General features: G+C 62.6%; 20 protein-coding genes and 1 tRNA gene. 8 read left to right on the forward strand and 13 right to left on the reverse strand.

Translation table 11 applies throughout. The features are described 5' to 3' along the window. Positions 1-10: 10 nt before the first annotated feature. Both AC1D14_RS04595 and AC1D14_RS04600 read right to left on the reverse strand, forming a co-directional pair. Complete coding sequence (locus tag AC1D14_RS04595) at positions 11-298, reverse strand: hypothetical protein (protein ID WP_043480665.1); 288 nt, start codon at positions 296-298, stop codon at positions 11-13. A gap of 245 nt (positions 299-543) precedes the next feature. After that, positions 544-723, reverse strand: coding sequence for a hypothetical protein (locus AC1D14_RS04600; protein ID WP_476968120.1), 180 nt, complete (start codon positions 721-723; stop codon positions 544-546). A gap of 234 nt (positions 724-957) precedes the next feature. Here AC1D14_RS04600 and AC1D14_RS04605 point away from each other — a divergent pair, with 234 nt between their 5' ends. From AC1D14_RS04605 to AC1D14_RS04615, 3 genes are all read left to right on the forward strand, one after another. Continuing rightward, positions 958-1,377 carry a hypothetical protein gene (locus AC1D14_RS04605; protein WP_476968121.1) on the forward strand — a complete coding sequence of 140 codons (420 nt, stop codon included), beginning with the start codon at positions 958-960 and terminating at the stop codon, positions 1,375-1,377. A 526-nt stretch (positions 1,378-1,903) separates the two neighbouring features. Continuing rightward, positions 1,904-2,530 carry a hypothetical protein gene (locus tag AC1D14_RS04610; protein ID WP_476968122.1) on the forward strand — a complete coding sequence of 209 codons (627 nt, stop codon included), beginning with the start codon at positions 1,904-1,906 and terminating at the stop codon, positions 2,528-2,530. Between the two features lie 12 nt (positions 2,531-2,542). Then, entirely contained in the window at positions 2,543-2,866 is a 324-nt protein-coding gene (locus tag AC1D14_RS04615) for a histone-like nucleoid-structuring protein Lsr2 (protein WP_476968123.1), read from the forward strand. Between the two features lie 506 nt (positions 2,867-3,372). On the opposite strand, the gene AC1D14_RS04620 is transcribed toward AC1D14_RS04615, so the two are convergent. Next, the gene (locus AC1D14_RS04620; protein WP_476968124.1) at positions 3,373-4,512 is read right to left on the reverse strand and encodes an ISL3 family transposase; all 1,140 of its coding nucleotides are present in this window, start codon (positions 4,510-4,512) and stop codon (positions 3,373-3,375) included. Positions 4,513-5,015: 503 nt separating this feature from the next. Here AC1D14_RS04620 and AC1D14_RS04625 point away from each other — a divergent pair. Further along, entirely contained in the window at positions 5,016-5,540 is a 525-nt protein-coding gene (locus AC1D14_RS04625; protein ID WP_476968125.1) for a hypothetical protein, read from the forward strand. Between the two features lie 57 nt (positions 5,541-5,597). Here the strand turns inward: AC1D14_RS04625 and AC1D14_RS04630 are convergent, their stop codons facing one another. From AC1D14_RS04630 to AC1D14_RS04640, 3 genes are read right to left on the reverse strand one after another with little or no spacing between them, the layout of a single operon-like run. After that, on the reverse strand, positions 5,598-6,698 hold the full coding sequence (locus tag AC1D14_RS04630) for a C40 family peptidase (protein ID WP_476968126.1): 1,101 nt from the start codon (positions 6,696-6,698) through the stop codon (positions 5,598-5,600). A gap of 14 nt (positions 6,699-6,712) precedes the next feature. Continuing rightward, on the reverse strand, positions 6,713-7,450 hold the full coding sequence (locus AC1D14_RS04635; RefSeq protein WP_476968127.1) for a hypothetical protein: 738 nt from the start codon (positions 7,448-7,450) through the stop codon (positions 6,713-6,715). Between the two features lie 49 nt (positions 7,451-7,499). Continuing rightward, positions 7,500-8,282, reverse strand: a complete 783-nt coding sequence (locus AC1D14_RS04640) for an RNA polymerase sigma factor (RefSeq protein ID WP_476968128.1) — start codon at positions 8,280-8,282, stop codon at positions 7,500-7,502. Between the two features lie 312 nt (positions 8,283-8,594). Between AC1D14_RS04640 and AC1D14_RS04645 the strand changes: the two genes are divergently transcribed. After that, a complete protein-coding gene (locus AC1D14_RS04645) occupies positions 8,595-8,918 on the forward strand; it encodes an ArsR/SmtB family transcription factor (RefSeq protein WP_476968129.1) in 324 nt (107 codons plus the stop codon). On the opposite strand, the gene AC1D14_RS04650 is transcribed toward AC1D14_RS04645, so the two are convergent. Further along, complete coding sequence (locus AC1D14_RS04650) at positions 8,872-9,375, reverse strand: hypothetical protein (RefSeq protein ID WP_476968130.1); 504 nt, start codon at positions 9,373-9,375, stop codon at positions 8,872-8,874. The two genes, AC1D14_RS04645 and AC1D14_RS04650, sit on opposite strands and share 47 nt — an antisense overlap. A gap of 245 nt (positions 9,376-9,620) precedes the next feature. Between AC1D14_RS04650 and AC1D14_RS04655 the strand changes: the two genes are divergently transcribed. Both AC1D14_RS04655 and AC1D14_RS04660 read left to right on the forward strand, forming a co-directional pair. Further along, complete coding sequence (locus AC1D14_RS04655) at positions 9,621-9,881, forward strand: winged helix-turn-helix domain-containing protein (protein WP_476968180.1); 261 nt, start codon at positions 9,621-9,623, stop codon at positions 9,879-9,881. Between the two features lie 58 nt (positions 9,882-9,939). Beyond that, a complete protein-coding gene (locus AC1D14_RS04660) occupies positions 9,940-10,185 on the forward strand; it encodes a hypothetical protein (protein WP_476968131.1) in 246 nt (81 codons plus the stop codon). Between the two features lie 18 nt (positions 10,186-10,203). On the opposite strand, the gene AC1D14_RS04665 is transcribed toward AC1D14_RS04660, so the two are convergent. From AC1D14_RS04665 to AC1D14_RS04675, 3 genes are all read right to left on the reverse strand, one after another. Then, positions 10,204-10,551, reverse strand: a complete 348-nt coding sequence (locus tag AC1D14_RS04665) for a tyrosine-type recombinase/integrase (RefSeq protein WP_476968132.1) — start codon at positions 10,549-10,551, stop codon at positions 10,204-10,206. 11 nt (positions 10,552-10,562) lie between these two features. Continuing rightward, a complete protein-coding gene (locus tag AC1D14_RS04670; protein WP_476968133.1) occupies positions 10,563-11,333 on the reverse strand; it encodes a tyrosine-type recombinase/integrase in 771 nt (256 codons plus the stop codon). Positions 11,334-11,420: 87 nt separating this feature from the next. Then, positions 11,421-11,502, reverse strand: a tRNA-Leu gene (locus AC1D14_RS04675). 205 nt (positions 11,503-11,707) lie between these two features. Here AC1D14_RS04675 and AC1D14_RS04680 point away from each other — a divergent pair. Continuing rightward, entirely contained in the window at positions 11,708-12,313 is a 606-nt protein-coding gene (locus AC1D14_RS04680) for an ANTAR domain-containing response regulator (protein ID WP_056625858.1), read from the forward strand. A gap of 157 nt (positions 12,314-12,470) precedes the next feature. On the opposite strand, the gene pyk is transcribed toward AC1D14_RS04680, so the two are convergent. The 3 genes from pyk to gltB form a co-directional block, all read right to left on the reverse strand. After that, positions 12,471-13,961 (reverse strand): pyruvate kinase, encoded by a 1,491-nt coding sequence (gene pyk / locus AC1D14_RS04685; protein ID WP_230116645.1) that lies wholly within the window; start codon positions 13,959-13,961, stop codon positions 12,471-12,473. Positions 13,962-14,031: 70 nt separating this feature from the next. After that, positions 14,032-15,489, reverse strand: coding sequence for a glutamate synthase subunit beta (locus tag AC1D14_RS04690; protein ID WP_476968134.1), 1,458 nt, complete (start codon positions 15,487-15,489; stop codon positions 14,032-14,034). Next, entirely contained in the window at positions 15,482-20,098 is a 4,617-nt protein-coding gene (gene gltB / locus AC1D14_RS04695) for a glutamate synthase large subunit (protein WP_230116647.1), read from the reverse strand. The genes AC1D14_RS04690 and gltB overlap by 8 nt, the downstream gene beginning before the upstream one ends. Between the last annotated feature and the right edge of the window lie 189 nt (positions 20,099-20,287).

Below are 20,287 nucleotides of genomic sequence, written 5' to 3' on the forward strand. Positions count from 1 at the left end.
CGGACTGGACCTAAAATCCGAGATTGAACGCCGACTGGGACCAGAGGATGTAGCCATTGATCCCGCCCAGAATCGCGGCCACCGGTCCAGTCCAAAGCAGGATCATGCCACCGCCCGAAGCGAGCCGCGATGACTGGCTGAGTTTGCCTGCCAGGAGCATCGCGGCTCCAACGATCGCCACAATCGCGATCACAATGAAGGCCCCGACCAGGATGCCTCCGCCGATCTGCTTGAGCGATTCGAGAAAGGGAAAGTTCGTGTTTGGGGTGATGCCAGGGTCCACCGCTGCCAGAAACATCGCGCGCTCCATCTGTCGTCTTCCAAGGGAATGAGTGGTTTGGGCTCACGACTTCATGGAGGCGGTGGGGCGGGGCTACATGACCTATTGCATGGCTTGATAAAGACCTCGCGGAACGTGTACGCGGGTTCGTTTCGCGAACTAGCTACAAACCCGCCGGACAAGCCAAATGCATCGAAGCGCTCAGGAACGGACAGGTCGACGCACTTCGGGTACTAGGACCGGCACATTGTTGAGCACCTTGTCTAGTTCTGTACCACCTGCGCAACCGAGGACTTAACCAGCACCGTCTTCTTGCGGGGATCGGAGGCACTTACCCAGGTGGCGAACTTCACCAGCTGCTTGCGGTAGCGACGGCCATCGTCCAGCTCCACGACGCTGAATTCATCCTGGGAGGGTAGTTGGTAGACGACTATATCGGCCATCGGCTCGTCTCATCTTCGAAGCCATGTAGCGCTTCGCATATTCCTGTTCACCGTTAAATCGGCGCGTGTACGCCTCCAGCCGGTAAGCAGCCTCGCGTGTCCGTTCGACCGCTTCTTTCACGTCGCCGGTAGTATGTGTAACGGAGATGCCAGCCGAATTGGAATTGGTGATGAATCCACTCATGCTTCACTATGAATAGCTACGAGTAAAACGTCAATCTTTTTGGGGGAAAAATGGAAGCGGATATTCGCTTCTTTCAGGCTGCCGCGACCGCAATTCCGACGTTATTTATCGCCATGGCAGTGTCAGCGAAAATATTCCACCCCGAAGACGGACCCGGCAATTTGTTCACGCCGAGGAGGCTCAAAGATGTGGGCTTCGCATACGCGGCACTAATTTGGTTCGCCACCACCGAGATGGTCGCTCTAGCAGTATTGGCTTTCGATGTCCCCTATATCGGGTACGCATACTGGGTTGGCTTGGCCATTAGCATTCAACTGGTCTATTTGATAGCGGGAACTATGAGTGCGGCGGCTGATAAGTTCCGACCGGAAAGTGCCCGACATCGTTTGCTGACAATCGCAATGGCAGTGGGAGGAATCATGATTCCCGGCGGCACATTCGTGTTGGTGGCATTGACAGCTGGCGGTTAGAGGGAAGGGTCACTCACTCCCCCAGGTGAGTCCGGGAAGCCAGTAAGAGGCAGGCTGCTCTGTCTGCTCCGAGCCGAGGCCCACCCACAGATAGCGGCAGTTGGCGTGAAGCGGGGGCGCCCACTTCGACGCCGGTAACCCGCGTAGTCCCTGATAATGCCGTCCAGGTCTTCGCATATGGGCACGCAGCGCCGCCCAGAATCGCGCTGTACTGGCAGCACAATCTTGTCCCGGTAAGCTTCGTACACGTCCTGGCGGTCTCTATTTACGGCTTGGGCAAAGGGCGAGGGCCCCAGTGATGCTGATTTTGGAATCGAAGAACGAATTGAACGCGTCACCGATTGAGCCGAGGATGTCGCGATGCCCCGCTTGATGGTCTCGTCGATGGTTCCGCTGGTGACAGGCTCCGTAAAGACGGCCTGGATTTCGTTCCTTGGCGTCAGAAGTCATGTCTTCGAAGTGCCACTCCGGATAGGCCGGCTGGGCGAGGTTCAGATCGATGAGGTCGGGAATCAGGTAGTGGCTGATGTGGTCTTCTATCCCGGGCTTCTCACCTTCGATGGCAATTATGAGGATGTCGGTGTGGTCTTTTGCTCAAGGCATAGCTGCCACCCTTGGAACCAGTCGTGCCGACTACTCCGACACATACAGCTTGCCAGATTACACTCATACGATCTGCGACTTTGAAGACTTCATATTCTTCAGTTTGGGAGATAGAGAGTCGCGCTTCGATGAGTTGGCCGACCCGCGAGACGGCCTCGTAAGACGAGGGTTGGACGGTGAGCGTATGCGCGTGTCTTCCGCAGTTATCGTCGCCCAGGTTTCCCTGACGAGCCCGTTTACCATCGTCCTCATCGTGGCTGGCCTCTCGACCGCAACTACAGGGATGCTATTGGGGTGGATTCTCGTGAAGAATGCCCATATGGCGAGCCTTCTGTACCAAGATCGCATCCCGGAAGAGCGCGATAAGATCCAATTGCGGCGAAAGTACGAGTTCCTGATCGAACAGTTAGGCGCGATAACCATCGAGAAGATTATGGAGCTCGACAGGAAGCATCCCCTAAGAGTTCTTTTTCAGCACGTACTTGAGGCGGTGGTCCACGTCAACCCTGCAGAAGTAATTCGGGTCCAGGATGTAAGGCCGAAGAAGTGACAGCCTTTCCGTATGGCACGCAAAATTGTAACGATTCTTTCCGACGATCTCGACGGCTCGGAAGCAAGCGAGACCGTAAATTTCGCACTTGATGGCACTGAATATGAGATTGATCTCACTGATGCGCACGCTAATGAACTGCGCGAGGCTCTCAGTAAGTACACGAACGTGGCACGTAAGACTTCCGGAGGCCGCGGTCGACCGGCTCGTAAATCAAGCGGCAGCGGCAATGACGCCAAGGCCATTCGGTTGTGGGCTCTTGACCAGGGTATGCAGGTCAATACCCGCGGCCGGATTCAGGCCGACATTGTGGAGAAGTACCAGGCCGCTCACTAAGCAACGGATGTACTCAATCAGGGTCAGAACTCATGTCCAGTTCTGCCCCCCTGATTTGTTTATTTGCGCCCGTATATCTGCCACTGCCATGCTCGATATATGCGAAAAGCATGTTGGTCTGGCTCCAGGGCTCGGGTAGAAGACCATTTTCAGAGCGGGTTCGCTGTATATTATCCGTATCGAGCGGACCGCCGTCGGCATTTAACAGCCCGCATTTTCCTATTTGCTCAACCAGCTGCACGTATAGCTCCGAGATGTCCAGCGTGTGCATGTCCGGCGTCCGGGCCCTTCTACATCTCCAGGGGGGAATGCAACCCCCAGGCCGCGGCCATYGCCATCCCGGTCTTCGGCGCGCACCAAAAATGCATGGGCGCTCTCGGAGTCATCGCARCCCTCAGTAGGCCAGACCAAACACGCGCCGAGGAAACCAGGGACATCATGCTCGCCCAGGCGGCCGCATTATCGGCTCTTCACGGTTCGTGGGGAAATGGATTCCCGGATGAGTGTCATGCCGCCGTCCGGACGGCACTTCTCATGAGAATAACCGATTTGTATTTGCCGGGATTGCGATAGCCGCGCGCGGTGCGTTTGATGTGTTTGATCCCGGTGTTGTTGGCCTCGACCTTGCCCGTGGTGGCGCCGGTAACGATCAGCACTTCAATCTCCTTCCACCACCGGCAGACGGTCCGGTAGAGCTTGTTCGTTTCCGGCCGCGCGGCGGCCTCAACAAGGACTTTCAGGTCCTCCTTCGCTGCGGCCGCGTCGGCGAGGGAGCTCGTGCGCAGCAGTATCCGCAGCTGCTCCTTGACCTTCCACACCGCTTCAAGCTTGCCGGTCGGGTCGTCGGCGGCGAAGACCTCGGCCAGGCGGTGGGCCGCGTTCCCGGTGAGAGTGTCGCCGGCGCGCAGCAGCAGCATTCGATGGGCCCAGGCCTTGTCCACGCCGCGGCCGCGTCGGCCCTTGACCTGCTGGGAGAGGTTCTGCCGGGCTTCGGTCATGGCCTGGTTGCCAAGGGAGACCAAGTGGAAATGATCAACCGCAACGGCGGTGCGTGGAAGCCACATCCGCAACGCCTTCCGGAACGCGGCCGAGGGGTCAATCGCGACGACCTGCACGCTTAGGCGCCAGGCCAGGGGGCGGGCGAAGAGCCAGTCTCCGACGCCCTTGTGGTCCCGGCCATCGACGACGCCCAGGACCTGTCCGGTGTCCAGGTCAACGATGGTTGTCATCCACGGCTCATGCCGGATCCACGAGCTGGAGCCTGGGTCGCGGAAGAACCGAACGGACCGGAACCGGTGTTCATCGATGCCCAGCATCCGCGGGCTGAGTTCATCCACGTCGGGCAGGGTGAGCAGGCAGGCCTCATTCAACGCGGCCCGGACCGTCCACCACGAGACCCCGAACGCGGCCGCCGTCTCCGAGACGGCCCGGCCCGAGCGGACCACCGCGTCAACGACATGGTCCCGGAGCCGGCCGGTGGACCGCGCACGGCGCGGGACCTGGGTGGTGGATTCGAAGAACGAGAGCCGCGGGCAGGCACGTTCCTCGCAGTACCAGCGGTACTTGGACCAGAGGACCTCCACGGCCCCGGCGACGGGAATGTCCCGGATCCGCTGGAGACGCCGTTCTTTCCGCCGCGATGCCACCACACCGCAGGTCGGGCAGCCCGGGGTTGGTCGGTTTCGACAATAATCCGGCGCCGGCCATCGGCCATGACTGCGGCGGAGATGACGCGGTAGTCGGGCAGGTTGAAGATGCTGGTGGCAGCGTCAGACGCCACCCCGGTAGGCTCGTTCAAGGCTCGTGGTCCTGTTCCTGGTTGAATGCTAGACACACTCATCCCAGCAGGGCCACGGGCCCCTTTTTTAGCTACGACACGGAATCGATTCCCCACCAACCACCAAGAGCCGCATTATCGGCAACTCTTGGCGGGACCGCGGAGAGCGCCGCCGCGCCCGCATCAGCGGCCCAATAGTCGACACCCTTGCGCCAGCGTAAGGCTGCTTCCACGGCCTGCGCGACCACTGGCGCCGGCACGGGGTGCAGGTTTTCAAGCAGCCCTTGGGCCCGGTCGCGAAGCCGTGTCGTTACTTGGGGGCAGGGCGGATCCGCGACTTTCCGCGGTGGCAGGACTTGCGAATCCCAGGACATGTTCGACCAGCTGCGTGGCGGAACGACCGAGGCACGTCGTGGCCGGAAGCCTTTTTCCTTCAGAACACTCAGTCCGGRCTCCCGGTGCCGAGGGATCGGCACCGGGAGCCCGACGGTCGGCAGGTATCTCGAGCTTGCCGATGAGGTCATCAACGCTGTGAAATTGGGCATGGCCTGTCCGCTGTCGGCCAGGCTCCGGGCGAGGGAGTCATTCGAATATATGTTCTATACTTGTTCGGTGATCAAGCGTGGTTCTCCCGACGAGTCCGAGCGCATGTTTGCCCGGATCCAAGCCGAAGAGAGCCGACCGATTGATGACCCAGCTCCAATCCGAGAGTTCCCGAAGTATGGACGGCCTCTGGTCTACGTGAGCGGGATCTACGGCAAGGCTGTGGGATGGACGCACACCTACGGCCTGATTGAATGGCTGGACTCTTCAGGTAAGTACCACCTGGGTTGGGCGCACTCATCGAGCATCAAGCGGGTGACAAGGGAAGAGTGGAAGGGTGAGAGCGGACTGTAGCAGTCCTAGTAATCACTCAGGCCGGTCGGGCGCTGCAAGCGATGCTCGGACCAGTTGTCACGTCACGAGATCGAAATAGGCCGTATCCGAATTCCACGCGATTGGGTGCAGAAGCGTCCCCACAGAGGGGTTGAGCGCGCTGTACATCATCCCGTCTCCGGCGTAGATGCCAACATGTCCCCAGTTGTCAGGGCCTTGGGCGTTCTGGACGACCAAGTCCCCTGGCTGCGGATTGTCCGTCCGCTTACCAACCCTCCATTGCTCGACCCTCGGGAGGTTGATTCCGGCCTGCCGGTAGATCCATTGCACAAATCCGGAGCAGTCCCACGCTTTGAAGGCCGTTCCGCCCCACACATAGGACCCACCGACGCCGGTTTGGGTAAAGCGAAGGATTTCCTTGCGGATCTGGCTCAGATCCGCCGATGCTGTTGTCGGCGCTGAGGCGGTCGGCGTATCGACGCAAAGAGAAGGTGCTGTCCCGCCGTCGAGGGCATCAACGATGGCCGATGCTTCCGGCTCCCATCGCGCATACAGCTCGGGAAAGGCCGACACCTGAACAGCCTGGGTAGCCTGGCCTTTGCTCATGGATTGCCATCCAGGGATGTCCAGAAGCCCGCGAGGGCTCCCCTGGTTGGGACCAGACGCTCCCCCATAGAAAGCCCGCACGTTATAGATGGGATCCATTAGCTCTCCGACACTCCCCCAGCCGGCAGCCGGACGTTGCTGAGCCGTGCCAAGGGAGTCGTGATCGCTTCCAACACCGTCATGCGGGTAGTTGAGTGATCCGGGGACGTTCACGTTGGCCAGCACTCTGAGAGTGGATTCCTGCAGAGCCATCATGATTGCGATGATCTGCCCATCTCGCGGAACGCCCAACTGCTTGCCGACTGAAATATAGTCCCCCGCGAGGCTCAATTGCCGGGCCGTGAGGTTGACCGGCGTCTGGCTACTATTCCCGATGTCCAAGGCACCGCCCGCTTCGGCGCCTCGCTGACCACTCAACCCTGCTGAAGAGCAGATCGAGCCGGTGCTCATCGCGTTGGCGCCGAGCACTGCAACGGCCGCACAGAGCGCAAAGGAGCCCGCCAGGATCGCCGTCGTAGCCGCGGCAACCAAAGCCCGCACGATCCTGCGGCGCCTTGCCAATGCGGCAAGCATCGCCGGCGCCCGCATCAGTAGAGCACCCTGTTCGGCGCGGCATAAAAGCCGACCATGACGCAATGATCCGCAGGTGCACTAGCAGCTGGCGGACAGTTGACCATGACGCTGACCGGAGCCGCATACGTGTTGCTGGCAGAAACCGACTGATCCAAGACGCGAAGACTGACCGTGCACACGTGGAGTCCCGTCCAGGGTGCCGGTCGCTCTCGCACCTTGGCCAACTCACCGTCGCACATCATGGATTCCACCGTTGCCGAACGGTACGCCTGCTGCCTCGCCAGAAACTGATAGGTCCCGGCGTTGATTCCAGTCGCTTCGAACTCCTGGACAAACACGGCCAGGGGATTGGACCCGTCCGGGAGCACATGCCACCAGTTGCGGAGCCCGGAGTACACCTCGGAGTAGGAGGCCCTACGCGTGTCCCATGTGTAAATCGCTGTCGCCGCCGCCGAGGCCAGCTTGCGGAAGTCAGTTGCGCGAAGCGCGCCGTCCGCATCGCGGCCCACGACGGCGGGAGCGGTCGTCGGAGCTTCTGGCTGCGGCTCAGTGGAGGATGATGCCGCTGAACTCTGGGGAGTAGGCGCCGTCGACGACGTCGGACCCGGCCCTGGTGCGGGCCCCGGGTTCGGCCGGGTGAGCGCGAACACTACGGCGGCCACACTCAAAACCACGAACGCTACGAACGCCAGGAACAACGATCGCCGTCGGCTGCTCCAGCCAGGCAATGCAATTCTCCGGGTCAACGACATTCCAGCCTCCTCGCCAGTTCATTGCAAAATAGGCGGCTGAGGACATGACTTAGCGTGCAGGTCGCCTTGCACCCTGGAGAATCCGCCATGACGTTTGATACAGCCGCCGGGCGAATCCAATCTGCACGGCCACATAGCGCTGCGTGACTCCAAGCTCAGCGGCCAACGCTGCCAAAGCCATGGCACGGTCTGGCCCTCGCAGATCGGGACGAACGATGGACGCCGCAGTTCGGCGGAGCACCGGCGTGGGCAGGCATTCTGCCGCACGCTGGCAAACGTCCCCGATATGGCGGATCTCTTTGGGCTCAACCTCCAGTGCGTTTTGTACAGTCCTCGCCGTCTGCCGCACTACCGTCGCCGCATGCCATCGGCGGCGGTCCTGCGGCGAGGGCGGGCGGTACTGGCGTGGCCCGGTCAAGCTGTCAACGGCAAGTTCCCAAACTCCGCTCGGCACGCTTGCCCGGGTCAGCCCGATAATTCTTCGCGCCCATTCCTGATCGATGATCTTCTCAGCACTGCGATCCACGCCGCCGATGACCAGAATCGCGAGACCATCGAGCGATGCCGATCCGTCCGGATCTCCGGCTTCGATCAGCAGCGGCAGCGTCGAATGGCTCAGCTCCCTGCGGATGTGCGCGGCGCACACGTTGGCGCACACTCCCTGGACCCAGGCCCCGAACGGGACTCCCGGTAGCTGGCGATAGTGTCCTCGACTCAATCCATCCCACACCGCTACCCGGATGTCCTGCATAACGTCGTCCACGTCGCAGGAGCGGCCGATCCGGGACAGATGCGAGACGACATATCGGCGCACACCGTCAACGGCGACCATGATCTGATCCACGGGGACTGCCAGCACTGCCGGCGCTGGCGGCCTGCGCAAGGAAACATCAACGGTAACTGCACTTGCTTCGTCATGGCGGGCCTGATTCGCTCTGGCTTCGTCTCGCATTGGTCTTCACGGCTTCGACTAAACGCTTCCAATAAGTCCGGTGGCGGCACGCCCGACACCTCAAGAATGGCCGCTAAACCAGGGCCGACCACGAAATGCAATAAGGCTATGCAAACTATTCTCAAGGATAAATAAAGTATCGTCAAGACGACGAGTCTTACTTTTCTTCGAACTGTAGATAAGAATGGTTCCATGCCAAGGATTACCCGGCCTCACGACGACGCATGGTCGGCCGACGTCGAAGCCGCCGTCGCGACCTTTGGCAACCGTTCACGGAATGAGATCCTCCGCTACCTATCGGCGCACGGCCCCGCCTCCCGTGGGGACATCGCGGCATCAGTCAGCGCCGGCGAACCAAGCGTGGCAAAGCACCTGCTGGCATTAGAGGAATCGGGCGCCATCGTGGTTGACGTCGAACCAGGCCGTCGCCACGGCCGGTCGCCACGCTATTCAGCCAACCCGGCACGGATCAAGGAATTGCTGGCGGCCCATCTGGACTATCTTCTGGAGGGGTAATCGCCGCCTGCTCCCCTCCCGGGTGGCGCCCAATATCCTTATTGAGGTATTCAGAGATGGCCTGCAAAGTCTCCGGTGATACATCCCCGAGGGTTCGGGCGGCGAAGGTCTTCACACGGGCCGCGCGGAGCGACTTGACGAACTCAAGCTGCGAATCGATTCGTTCCGGCAAAGTAGCGTCGTCGCCAACCAGATAGGACGGGTCAACCTTGAAGATGTCGCAGAGGCCAGCCAGCAAGTCCGGATCGCTGACCAGGCGGCCAGTCCCCTCTTTCATGTAAAACCAGCGCGCACGGGACAACTTGATGCCCCTGCCGGCAAGGTCCGCTTGAACTTCCCTGAACGTCACCGGTTTCCCGCGCTCGGCAACTACCACGTCGAGGAGCAGATTCAGACGCCGGGCCAGCTGGGCCTGAGGCGACAGCCCCTCACCATGCCCTGTCTCGTCAATCCGCATACCCGCCCCTTGATCAGCCACGTCACCACCGGGTGGCCCGCAAGCTACCTTCGGCCCACCCTACCGCCCAGTATTCCGCGAGTCTTACGGCTCGGCAATCAGGGCCCGCTTCGCGGAAGATTCATAGGCAGAAACTAGACCTTCCATCATGACCTCAGGAGGGGTAACCTGCTGCTGTAGACCCGTCTACAGCAGCAGGTTACCCCTTCATTCCTTAGGTTCCGGTCTCCATGTCGAACATCCTGATGAACCGAACGCGAAGCCAAATTGTCCGCTTCCTACTCAAGAACGGCCCATCAACGTGCAGCGAAATCGGAGCCGAGCTGCAGGCGTCGCCGTCGACCATCCGCCGGCAGCTCAACTTCCTTGGAAACGCCGGCCTAGTCCAACGAGCCTCCAGCCAGTTCACGGCTTCTCCGGAGCAAGTGCAGCGCCAGACCGATGACTTTGCAGCGACTTTCCAGTGCCCGGTCATGCAGCCGGATGGCCATGCTCCGATGAACTAGGGCAGGACTCAGCATCGAGCCCCTGCCGCAGCAAAATCACGAAAGGATCGAACAAGGCATGAAACTCGAATTCTTCGAGCCGGCCGAGGCTGCCTCGGTCCTCAAGTGCTCAGAGGCATGGCTCCGTGAAGGGGCCGCCAAGGGAGAGTTCCCGCATTCCGTCTGGGGCAAGGGAAAGATCGTCTTTACGTCTGTCCATTTGAAGGAGATTGCCCAGCTGCGCGAAGTCCGATCAACGAGTACGTCCCCGACCTCCGTCCGACTGATCGGGACCCGGGCCCAGGCGCGACAGAAATACTCGTAGTTTGAGCGAGTGGCGCACCTAACCACGCCAGACGACGGCGGACCGCTCAACAGCGTCCGCGGCATCTTGCAGCGCTTGTGGCATCAAGTGGCCGTACACCTGCTCCGTCGTACGGGTGGACGCATGCCCCAGGCGCCTGGACACAGTGAACAGGGAGACACCATCCTGGATCAGCCAGGACGCGTGGGTATGGCGCAGATCGTGAATCCTGGGCGACTTGTTCAGCCCACGGGCTTGCGCCGCCTTAACTGCAGGAACCCAGTAATGATGCCAATACAGCTTGTGAATGATCCGCTCACCCTTGGGCGTCGTAAACAAGAGATCCAAACCAGGGCGGCTGGCCACCAGGGGAATGAGAACCTCCACTAGGTGCGGGTTCAGGGAAACCGTCCCTTGCCGGCACCCGTCTTTGTGGCACCGATGTAGTACTCGGAATCAGCGCCACGTTTCCACGCCTTGTTGATGCGCATTGTTGCGGGCTTGGACATCAGGTCCACATCCGCCACAGTCACGGCAGTAGCCTCGCCAAAGCGGGTTCCGGTCATAACAAGGAACTCGGTGAAAGCCCTGTACCGCTCCCCCATCTCCTCAAGGATCATCCCAAATTCGGCGTGCGTCAGGAACCGGGCCTCATCCTCTGCCTTCTCGCCTGACGGAAGCTGAACGCCTCGGCAAGGATTGTCCTTCCGATAGCGCAGCATGACGGCCGTCTCCATGGCTGCGTAGATGAGGCCATGGTTGTTCTTGATGGTCTTCGGAGACCTGCCCTTCTTCTGCATCGTCTTGATCCAGTAGGTCAGGTGCCGGTAGTCGAGCTTGTCGACAGGAATATGACCGATGACGTCCGCGATGTGCAGCTTCAGCATCGTTTGATACGTGTGCACTGTCCCGACGGACGGGCGCACAAGAAGGTCGATGTGTTCCTGGATCACTGCCGCCACAGTGGGTGATTTGGTCTGGTTCTTGACCATCGCATGCTGTGCGATTTCGAAGGACTGATTGTTCGCGTCGAGGAGCCGTTTCAGCGTCTGGGCTTCAGCTGACGTAGCGAGGGTGATCCCCTCTTGCTTTCGCGTCTCGGGGTTCCGCCAGCGGACCGTATAGGACGTTGATCCGTCCGATTTTTTTCGTTCCCAAATGCTGGCCATGCCCAAAATTCTAGGCTTCGTGTGCACAGAAAACGAGTTTCTGTGCACACCCTGAGGCTAAAACCCCCCTGACCTGCGGAAACACTGTGCCCGAGGTGGGACTCGAACCCACACACCTTTCGATACCGCATTTTGAGTGCGGCGCGTCTGCCAATTCCGCCACTCGGGCGCGGAGTACACGGAGTAACAATCGTAGGCCCACAGGGTGTTGTGAGCAACGCAGCCACTTCCAGTGCGCGGATTTACTCTACATGCAGATAGGCTGAATTCCAGAATCGCGCCAGTGCCGCCGCAACAAGCCATGCAGATCCAAGTACAAACCCGGGCGCAACTAAGATAGTCATGTTCCCGCCGTACCTTTTCAAGGAGATCCCGTGTCAGAACCGACGGAGTCAAACACCACGTCCCAGCCGGCGCGCCGCGTAATTGTCGCCGAAGACGAAACCCTCATCCGCCTGGACATCATCGAGATCCTGCGCGGCGAGGGCTACGACGTCATTGGCGAGGCCGACAACGGCGAGAAGGCCGTGCAGCTGGCCGAGGAGCTCAAGCCCGACCTCGTCCTCATGGACGTCAAGATGCCCGTCATGGACGGCATCACCGCAGCCGAGAAGATCGTCAAGGCTCGCATCGCCCCCGTGGTGCTGCTGACCGCCTTCAGCCAGAAGGAACTCGTGGAGCGCGCCCGCGACGCCGGCGCTATGGCTTACGTGGTCAAGCCCTTCACGCCGGCCGACCTCATCCCCGCCCTGGAGATCGCCCTCTCCCGCCACGAGGAGATCAAGGCCCTCGAAAACGAGGTCACGGACCTCCAGGAGCAGTTTGCCACCCGCAAGCTCGTGGAGCGCGCCAAGAGCCTTCTCACCACCAAGATGGGCCTGACGGAGCCGGAAGCCTTCCGCTGGATCCAGAAAACCTCCATGGACCGCCGCCTGAGCATGCGAGAAGTGGCCGAGACCATCATCAACCAGGTCAACTAACACCGAGACCAAGCAACCAAGGAGGGTCCCCGCCAATCGGCAGGGACCCTCCTTTTGTTCCCAGAAGAACCTTTTCGTTCTCAACGAAAAAGGGAGGGTCCGCGCCCAACGGCGGGGACCCTCCCTTTTGGTCTCAGCTACCCAGCAGGACCTGGAACTAGCTCTTCTTCTTCTTTTCCGGCCAGGGGCCGAGCTTCTCGCGGTTGGTCGTCCCCTCGCCCAGGCGTGAGGTGTCGGCGAGGTCGCCCACCTTGTGGACCTTCAGCGAGTTGGTGGAACCGGCCTTTCCGGGAGGGGAACCGGCAGCGATGACCACAAGGTCACCATCTTCCACGAGCTCCATGTCCAGCAGGCTGCGGTCAACCTGTGCCGTCATTTCATCCGTGTGGCCCACCATGGCCACCAGCACCGGCTGGATGCCCCAGGTCAGCGCCAGCTGGTTCCACACGTGCTCCACCGGAGTGAACGCGAAGACCGGCTTGATCGGGCGGAGGCGGGACAGGCGGCGTGCGGAGTCACCAGACTGGGTGAAAGTACAGATGTACTTGGCGTCCAGCTGATCGGCGATTTCGACGGCGGCACGGGTGATGGCGCCACCGCGGGTCTTGGGCTTGGTGCCCAGCGGGGGGACGCGCTCCAGGCCGTGCTCCTCGGTGGACTCGATGATCCGTGCCATGACCTTGACGGTCTCGATCGGGTACTTGCCCACGCTGGTCTCACCGGAGAGCATGACCGCATCGGCGCCGTCGAGCACCGCGTTGGCGCAGTCGGAAGCCTCAGCGCGGGTGGGGCGCGGGTTGTCGATCATGGACTCGAGGACCTGCGTGGCCACGATGACCGGCTTGGCCCAGCGCCGTGCCAGTTCGATGGCGCGCTTCTGAACGATCGGCACTTCCTCCAGCGGAAGCTCCACGCCAAGGTCGCCACGGGCCACCATGATGGCGTCGAACGCGTCGATGATTTCGTGGAGCTGCTCCACGGCCTGCGGCTTCTCGATCTTGGCGATCACCGGAACGCGGCGGCCTTCTTCGTCCATGATCTCGTGGACGCGCTTGATGTCCGTGGCGTCACGCACGAAGGACAGGGCAACCATGTCCACGCCGCGGCGCATCGCCCAGCGCAGGTCGTCCTCGTCCTTCACGCTCAGCGCGGGGACGTTGACGGCAACGCCCGGCAGGTTGATGCCCTTGTTGTTGGACACCATGCCGCCCACGGTCACCTGGGCGACAACCTTGACGTTGTCCACTTCGATGGCGCGCAGCGCGACCTTGCCGTCATCGATCAGCAGCGCGTCGCCCACGTTGACGTCCTCGGTGAGGCTCTTCAGCGTGGTGGAGCAGATGTCCTTGGTGCCGGGCACGTCCTCGGTGGTGATCGTGAAGATATCACCGACAGCCAGCTCATGGGGGCCGTCCACAAAGCGGCCGAGACGGATCTTCGGTCCCTGGAGGTCGGCCATGATGGCAACGGCCTTGCCGAGATCCGCCGCAGCCTTACGGACGTTCTCGTAGGTGTTGTCATGCACGGAGTAATCGCCGTGGCTCATGTTCATCCGGGCTACGTCAACGCCGGCTTCCAGCACCGCGAGGGTGTTTTCATAGCTGGCAATCGCCGGTCCGAATGTGGCCACAATCTTTGCGCGTCTCATATACCTACCCTATTGGTCTCTTGCATTGGTTAAGTTGTCGTGGAGGTGAACTTTCACCTCCGAGGCATCGCTAGAGGACGGCGATGGCGCGGTCCGTCGGGGCCACGGGAGCCGGAAGGATTGTGCTCCCCATCAGGAACTTGTCCACCGCGGCTGCGCAGGCACGGCCTTCGGCGATGGCCCACACAATGAGCGACTGGCCGCGTCCGGCATCGCCGGCCACGAACACGCCCTCGGTGTTGGTCATGTAATAGCCGTCGCGGGACACGTTGCCGCGGCCGTCGAATTCAGCGCTGACCTGCTCGGTGATGCCGGCAGGCTCGGCACCGGTGAAGCCCAGGGAGAGGAACACCAGGTCCGCGGGGATGATCCGCTCGGTGCCGGCCTTGGGCAGCCGCTTGCCGTCAACGAACTCGGTTTCGGCGACCTTGACGCCGGTCAGCTTGCCGTTTTCACCGACAAATTCCACGGTGGAGGCGAGGTACGTGCGCTCACCGCCTTCTTCGTGGGCGCTGGCAACTTCGAAAAGCGTGGGAAAAGTCGGCCAGGGCTGGTGGCCCGCCCGTTCCGCCGGGGGCTGCTTGCCGATGGCCAGGGTGGTCACCGACGCGGCGCCGTGGCGGTGCGCGGTGCCGAGGCAGTCAGCGCCGGTGTCACCGCCGCCAAGGATCACCACATGCTTGCCCTTGGCGTGGATCTGGTTTTCCACCGACTCCCCCGCCACTACGCGGTTGGACGGCACGAGGTAGTCCATCGCGAAGTGGACACCGTCAAGCTCGCGGCCCGGGATGTTCAGGTCGCGCGGCACGGTGGCGCCGGTGGCAATGACCACTGAGTCGTAACGGCGGCGCAGCTGCTCCCACGTCACGTCCGTGCCGACGGCGACGCCGGTACGGAAGCGGGTGCCTTCAGCCTTCATCTGCTCAAGCCGGCGGTCCACCTGCTCTTTTTCCATCTTGAAATCGGGGATGCCGTAGCGCAGCAGTCCCCCGATCTTGTCGTCGCGTTCGTAGACTGCCACGGTGTGGCCCACGCGCGTCAGCTGCTGGGCGACCGCCAGACCTGCCGGGCCGGAGCCGACGACGGCGACCGTCTTGCCGGTGAGGCGCGTGGGAGGCAGCGGGTTGACCCAGCCGTTGTCGAAGGCCTCATCGATGATGGAAACCTCCACCTGCTTGATGGTCACGGCGGGCTGGTTGATGCCCAGCACGCAGGACGCCTCGCAGGGAGCCGGGCACAGGCGGCCGGTGAACTCGGGGAAATTGTTGGTGGCGTGCAGCCGCTCAATCGCTTCCTCGCCCTTGTCCCGCCACATGAGGTCGTTCCACTCGGGGATCAGGTTCCCGAGCGGGCAGCCCTGGTGGCAGAACGGCACGCCGCAATCCATGCAGCGGCCGGCCTGGCTCTTGAGGACACCCTTTTCCTGGGCCTCATAGACTTCCTTCCAGTCCATGATGCGGACGGGAACGGGGCGGCGTGGCTGGGTTTCACGCTGGCGTACTTTCAGAAATCCGCGTGGGTCAGCCACCGGTCACCTCCAGGATTCGAGACCAAACTTCTTCGCCGTCGGGGTCCAGGCCCTCTTCGATGGCGTCAAGACGGGTTTGCAGCACGGCCGCGTAGTCGCGCGGCAGCACCTTGGTAATGCGGGCAGCGGTGTCATCGAAGTTCTCGAGCAGGCGCGCCGCGAGCTGCGAGTCGGTTTCCTCGACGTGCTTGACGAGGAGGCCGTGCACGATGTCGCGGTCCTCGGCGTCCAGGTCGCGGAGCTGCAGCTCGCCGGACTCCAGCGCCTGCTTGTTCACGCGGGTGGTCCGCAGGTCCAGAACGTAGGCCGTGCCGCCGGACATGCCGGCGCCGAAGTTGCGCCCGGTCCGTCCGATGATGAGCGTCTGGCCGCCGGTCATGTACTCGCAGCCGTGGTCGCCGATGCCCTCGACTACCGCCGTGGCGCCGGAGTTCCGGACCAGGAAGCGTTCGCCCACCTGGCCGCGCAGGAACATTTCGCCGCTCGTGGCGCCGTAGCCGATCACGTTTCCGGCGATCACGTTGCTCTCCGCATTGAACACGTTGGTGCGGTCCGGGCGGACGATGATCCGACCGCCGGAGAGGCCCTTGCCGACGTAGTCATTGGAATCGCCGTACATGCGCAGCGTGATGCCGGCAGGCAGGAAGGCGCCCAGCGACTGGCCGGCCGTTCCCGTGAGCGTGATGTCGATAGTGTCCGTGGCCAGCACGTCCGTGCTGAACGTCTTGGTGACCACGTGGCCGAGCATGGTGCCCACCGAACGGTCGGTGTTGATGACATCCACGGCAATCTTCACCGGGGCGCGGTCGCTCAGCGCTTCCGCTGCCATGGCGATGAGCCGCTGGTCGAAGTGCTTGTCCAGCTCGTGGTTCTGGCCGGTCAGGTTCCGCAGCGGGGCGTCGTCGTCGAACTCCAGCCCGTGCAGGATCGGATCAAGGTCCAGGCCCTCGGCCTTCCAGTGGTTGATCGCCTCGCGGGTGTCCAGCATTTCTGCGTGGCCAATCGCTTCCTCGATGCTCCGGAAGCCAAGTTCCGCGAGGATTTCGCGGACTTCCTCTGCCAGGAACTCGAAGAAGTTGACCACGAACTCGGGCTTGCCGCTGAAGCGGGCCCGCAGCTCGGGGTTCTGCGTGGCAACGCCCACCGGGCACGTGTCCAGGTGGCAGACGCGCATCATGATGCAGCCTTCGACCACCAGCGGGGCCGTGGCGAAGCCGAATTCCTCGCCGCCGAGCAGGGCAGCAATCACGACGTCGCGGCCGGTCTTGAGCTGGCCGTCCACCTGCACCACCACGCGGTCGCGCAGGCCGTTGAGCATGAGCGTCTGCTGGGTCTCTGCGAGCCCCAGCTCCCACGGGACACCGGCGTGCTTGAGCGAGTTCAGCGGCGAGGCGCCGGTTCCGCCGTCGTGTCCGGAAACGAGCACGACGTCGGCCTTCGCCTTCGTCACACCGGCGGCAACTGTGCCGATGCCCACCTCGGAGACGAGCTTGACGTGCACGCGGGCCGAAGGATTGGCGCGCTTGGCATCGTAGATGAGCTGCGCAAGGTCCTCGATGGAGTAAATGTCGTGGTGCGGGGGCGGGGAAATCAGTCCGACGCCGGGGGTCGAGTGGCGGGTCCGGGCAACCCAGGGGTAAACCTTCTGGGCCATCAGCTGGCCGCCTTCGCCGGGCTTGGCGCCCTGAGCCATCTTGATCTGGATGTCGTCAGCGTTGGTCAGATACAGGCTCGTGACACCGAACCGGCCGGATGCGATCTGCTTGACGGCGGAGCGGCGCTCGGGATCGAGCAGGCGGTCCACGTCCTCGCCGCCTTCACCGGTGTTGGACTTGCCGCCCAGGCGGTTCATCGCGATCGCGAGCGTTTCGTGGGCTTCCTTGGAGATGGAGCCGTAGCTCATGGCACCCGTGGAGAACCGCTTGACGATGCTGGAGACCGGCTCCACTTCCTCGAGCGGCACTGCGGGACGGGCGCCGTCCTTGAACTTAAGGAGACCGCGCAGGGTCATCAGGTTCTCGGACTGGTCGTCCACGCCCTTGGTGTAGGACTTGAAGATGTCGTAGCGGCGCTCACGCGTGGCGTGCTGCAGCCGGAAGACCGTCTCCGGGTTGAAGAGGTGCGGCTCGCCGTCGCGGCGCCACTGGTATTCGCCGCCGCCGAGCAGCGGGCGGTGCGGCTGCTCAATGCCGCCCTCGGGGTAGGCCATCTGGTGCCGTGCGGACACTTCGGCCGCGATGACGTCCAGGCCCACGCCGCCCAGCTGGGAGTGCGTGCCTGAGAAGAATTCGTCCACGAGCTCCTGGCCCAGGCCGAGCGCTTCGAAGGTCTGCGCACCGGTGTAGGAGGCCACGGTGGAGATACCCATCTTGGACATGATCTTCAGGACGCCCTTGCCGAGCCCCTTGATGAGGTTGTAGACGCCATCCTGCGCGGTGACGCCAACGACGTCGCCTGCTGTGATGAGCTGCTCCACGGACTCCATGGCCAGGTACGGGTTGACGGCCGAGGCGCCGTAGCCCACGAGCACTGCCACATGGTGCGTCTCGCGGACGTCGCCGGCCTCGACCACGAGGGCCGTCTTGGTGCGGTTGGCGCTGCGCAGCAGGTGGTGGTGCACGGCGCTGACCAGCAGCAGCGAAGGAATGGGCGCCCACTGGGCGTTGGAGTCACGGTCGGACAGCACCACGTACTGCACACCGCGGTTGATGGCGCCCGAAACCTGCTCGCAGATCTCGGTCAGCCGGGCACGCAGGGCGTTCTCGCCGCCCTCGGGCCGGTAGAGGCCGCGAACCTTCATGGCGACCTTGTCGCCGTCAGCATTCTCGATGTTGGCGATCTTCGCCAGCTGGTCGTTGTTGATGACCGGGAACGGCAGCGAAACCTGCGGCTGGCGGACCTGCTTGGTGTCGAGCAGGTTGCCGTTGGGGCCGATGGCGCACGTCAGCGACGTGACCAGCTCTTCACGAATCGCGTCCAGCGGCGGGTTGGTGACCTGCGCGAAGGACTGCACAAAGTAATCGAACAGCAGCCGGGGGCGCTTGGACAGGACGGCAACCGGCGTATCGGAGCCCATGGCACCCAGCGGCTCGGCCCCCGTGCGTGCCATCGGGCCGAGCAGGATCTTGAGCTCTTCGGTGGTGTAGCCAAAGGTCCGCTGGCGGATGTTCACGGACGCGGCCGTGTGCACCACGTGCTCGCGCTCGGGGAGCTCGTTGAGGTCGATCAGGTTGTCCTTGACCCATTCGGCCCAGGGGTTCGCCGCGGCGACCTCGGCCTTGACCTCTTCGTCGTCGATGATCCGGCCGGCTTCGGTGTCCACCAGGAACATCTTGCCGGGGGAAACGCGGCCCTTCTTGACCACCTTGGAGGGTTCGACGTCGATGACGCCCACCTCGGAGGCGAAGACGACCAGGCCGTCCTCGGTGATCCAGTAGCGGCCGGGGCGCAGTCCGTTGCGGTCCAGCGTGGCCCCGACGAGGTTGCCGTCGGTGAACGACACAGCGGCCGGTCCGTCCCACGGCTCCATCAACAGGGAGTGGTACTCGTAGAACGCACGGCGTGCCGGATCCATGGTGGCGTGGTTTTCCCACGCCTCCGGGATCATCATCATGATCGAGTGCGTGATGGGGCGGCCGGAGAGCCAGAGCAGCTCCGCCACCTCATCGAAGGACGCCGAGTCAGAGGCACCGGGGGTGCAGATCGGGAACAGTTCTTCCGGGGAATCCCCCAGCAGCGGGTTGGCCAGCTGGGACTGGCGGGCGCGCATCCAGTTCCGGTTGCCCTTGACGGTGTTGATTTCACCATTGTGGGCGATGGTGCGGAACGGCTGTGCGAGTGGCCAGGACGGGAAGGTGTTGGTGGAGAAGCGGGAGTGGACGATCGCGAGCTTGGTCTTGAAGCGCTTGTCGGAGAGGTCCGGGTAGAACGGCTCCAGCTGGGCCGTGGTCAGCATGCCCTTGTAGACGATGGTCCGTGAGGACAGCGACGGGAAGTAGACGCCAAACTTGTTTTGGGCGCGCTTGCGGATCCGCCAGGCGCGGGAATCGAGTTCGTTGCGGTCCAGCTGCTCGCCGGTGGAGGAGGCGAAGAACGGCTGCGAGAAGTACGGCATGCAGGCGCGGGCCATGGCGCCGACCAGGTCGGCCACGATCGGCACTTCGCGCCAGCCGAGGACGGTGAGGCCCTCGTCAGCGGCGAGGCCATCGATGCCTGCCTTGGCGGCATCGGCCTCACGCTGCTCGGCGGGGAGGAAGGCGGTGCCCACGACATACTGCCCGGGTGCCGGGAGTTCGAATTCGGTGACGGCGCGGAAGAACTCGTCCGGTACCTGCATCAGCAGCCCGGCGCCGTCGCCCGTTCCCTCGTCGGCGCCAACGGCTCCGCGGTGCTCGAGGTTGCGCAGGGCCGTGAGCGCGGCATCAACGATGTCGTAGCCGGGCTCCCCGCGCAGGGTGGCGATAATCGCAAGACCGCAGGCGTCCTTCTCCTGCTCCGGGTTGTAGAGCCCGGCTGCCTCGGGGAGCGCCGCAAACCGTTTAAACGGTGACATGGCGGCGTCCGGCTGGTTCGGTTCGGACCAGCTGGGGCTGTGAAGAGTTTGGGTCATGGGAGACGTCCTTCCTCCTGATCGTGCGTATGGAAGGGACAACGTTGGCCCCACTCAGAGCGCCGGTGTGATGGGCACAACAAAGTGTTAGTTACTGGAAATTGTAGGGCAGGGAAGACTGCTGAACTAACAGTTACGCAGGCTCTCCGCCCGGGCTTGACCGGTCAGCAGCTCTATGCTGCCCGGCAT

It is taken from the genome of Arthrobacter sp. P1_B11 (assembly GCF_056406715.1).

Excerpts from the sequence above, each read along its gene's own strand:
- AC1D14_RS04595 (WP_043480665.1), bottom strand. The coding sequence starts at position 298 with ATGTTTCTGGCAGCGGTGGACCCTGGCATCACCCCAAACACGAACTTT.
- AC1D14_RS04600 (WP_476968120.1), bottom strand. The coding sequence starts at position 723 with ATGGCCGATATAGTCGTCTACCAACTACCCTCCCAGGATGAATTCAGC.
- AC1D14_RS04605 (WP_476968121.1), top strand. The coding sequence starts at position 958 with ATGGAAGCGGATATTCGCTTCTTTCAGGCTGCCGCGACCGCAATTCCG.
- AC1D14_RS04610 (WP_476968122.1), top strand. The coding sequence starts at position 1,904 with ATGTGGTCTTCTATCCCGGGCTTCTCACCTTCGATGGCAATTATGAGG.
- AC1D14_RS04615 (WP_476968123.1), top strand. The coding sequence starts at position 2,543 with ATGGCACGCAAAATTGTAACGATTCTTTCCGACGATCTCGACGGCTCG.
- AC1D14_RS04630 (WP_476968126.1), bottom strand. The coding sequence starts at position 6,698 with ATGCTTGCCGCATTGGCAAGGCGCCGCAGGATCGTGCGGGCTTTGGTT.
- AC1D14_RS04635 (WP_476968127.1), bottom strand. The coding sequence starts at position 7,450 with ATGTCGTTGACCCGGAGAATTGCATTGCCTGGCTGGAGCAGCCGACGG.
- AC1D14_RS04640 (WP_476968128.1), bottom strand. The coding sequence starts at position 8,282 with ATGGTCGCCGTTGACGGTGTGCGCCGATATGTCGTCTCGCATCTGTCC.
- AC1D14_RS04645 (WP_476968129.1), top strand. The coding sequence starts at position 8,595 with ATGCCAAGGATTACCCGGCCTCACGACGACGCATGGTCGGCCGACGTC.
- AC1D14_RS04650 (WP_476968130.1), bottom strand. The coding sequence starts at position 9,375 with ATGCGGATTGACGAGACAGGGCATGGTGAGGGGCTGTCGCCTCAGGCC.
- AC1D14_RS04655 (WP_476968180.1), top strand. The coding sequence starts at position 9,621 with ATGAACCGAACGCGAAGCCAAATTGTCCGCTTCCTACTCAAGAACGGC.
- AC1D14_RS04660 (WP_476968131.1), top strand. The coding sequence starts at position 9,940 with ATGAAACTCGAATTCTTCGAGCCGGCCGAGGCTGCCTCGGTCCTCAAG.
- AC1D14_RS04670 (WP_476968133.1), bottom strand. The coding sequence starts at position 11,333 with ATGGCCAGCATTTGGGAACGAAAAAAATCGGACGGATCAACGTCCTAT.
- pyk (WP_230116645.1), bottom strand. The coding sequence starts at position 13,961 with ATGAGACGCGCAAAGATTGTGGCCACATTCGGACCGGCGATTGCCAGC.
- gltB (WP_230116647.1), bottom strand. The coding sequence starts at position 20,098 with ATGACCCAAACTCTTCACAGCCCCAGCTGGTCCGAACCGAACCAGCCG.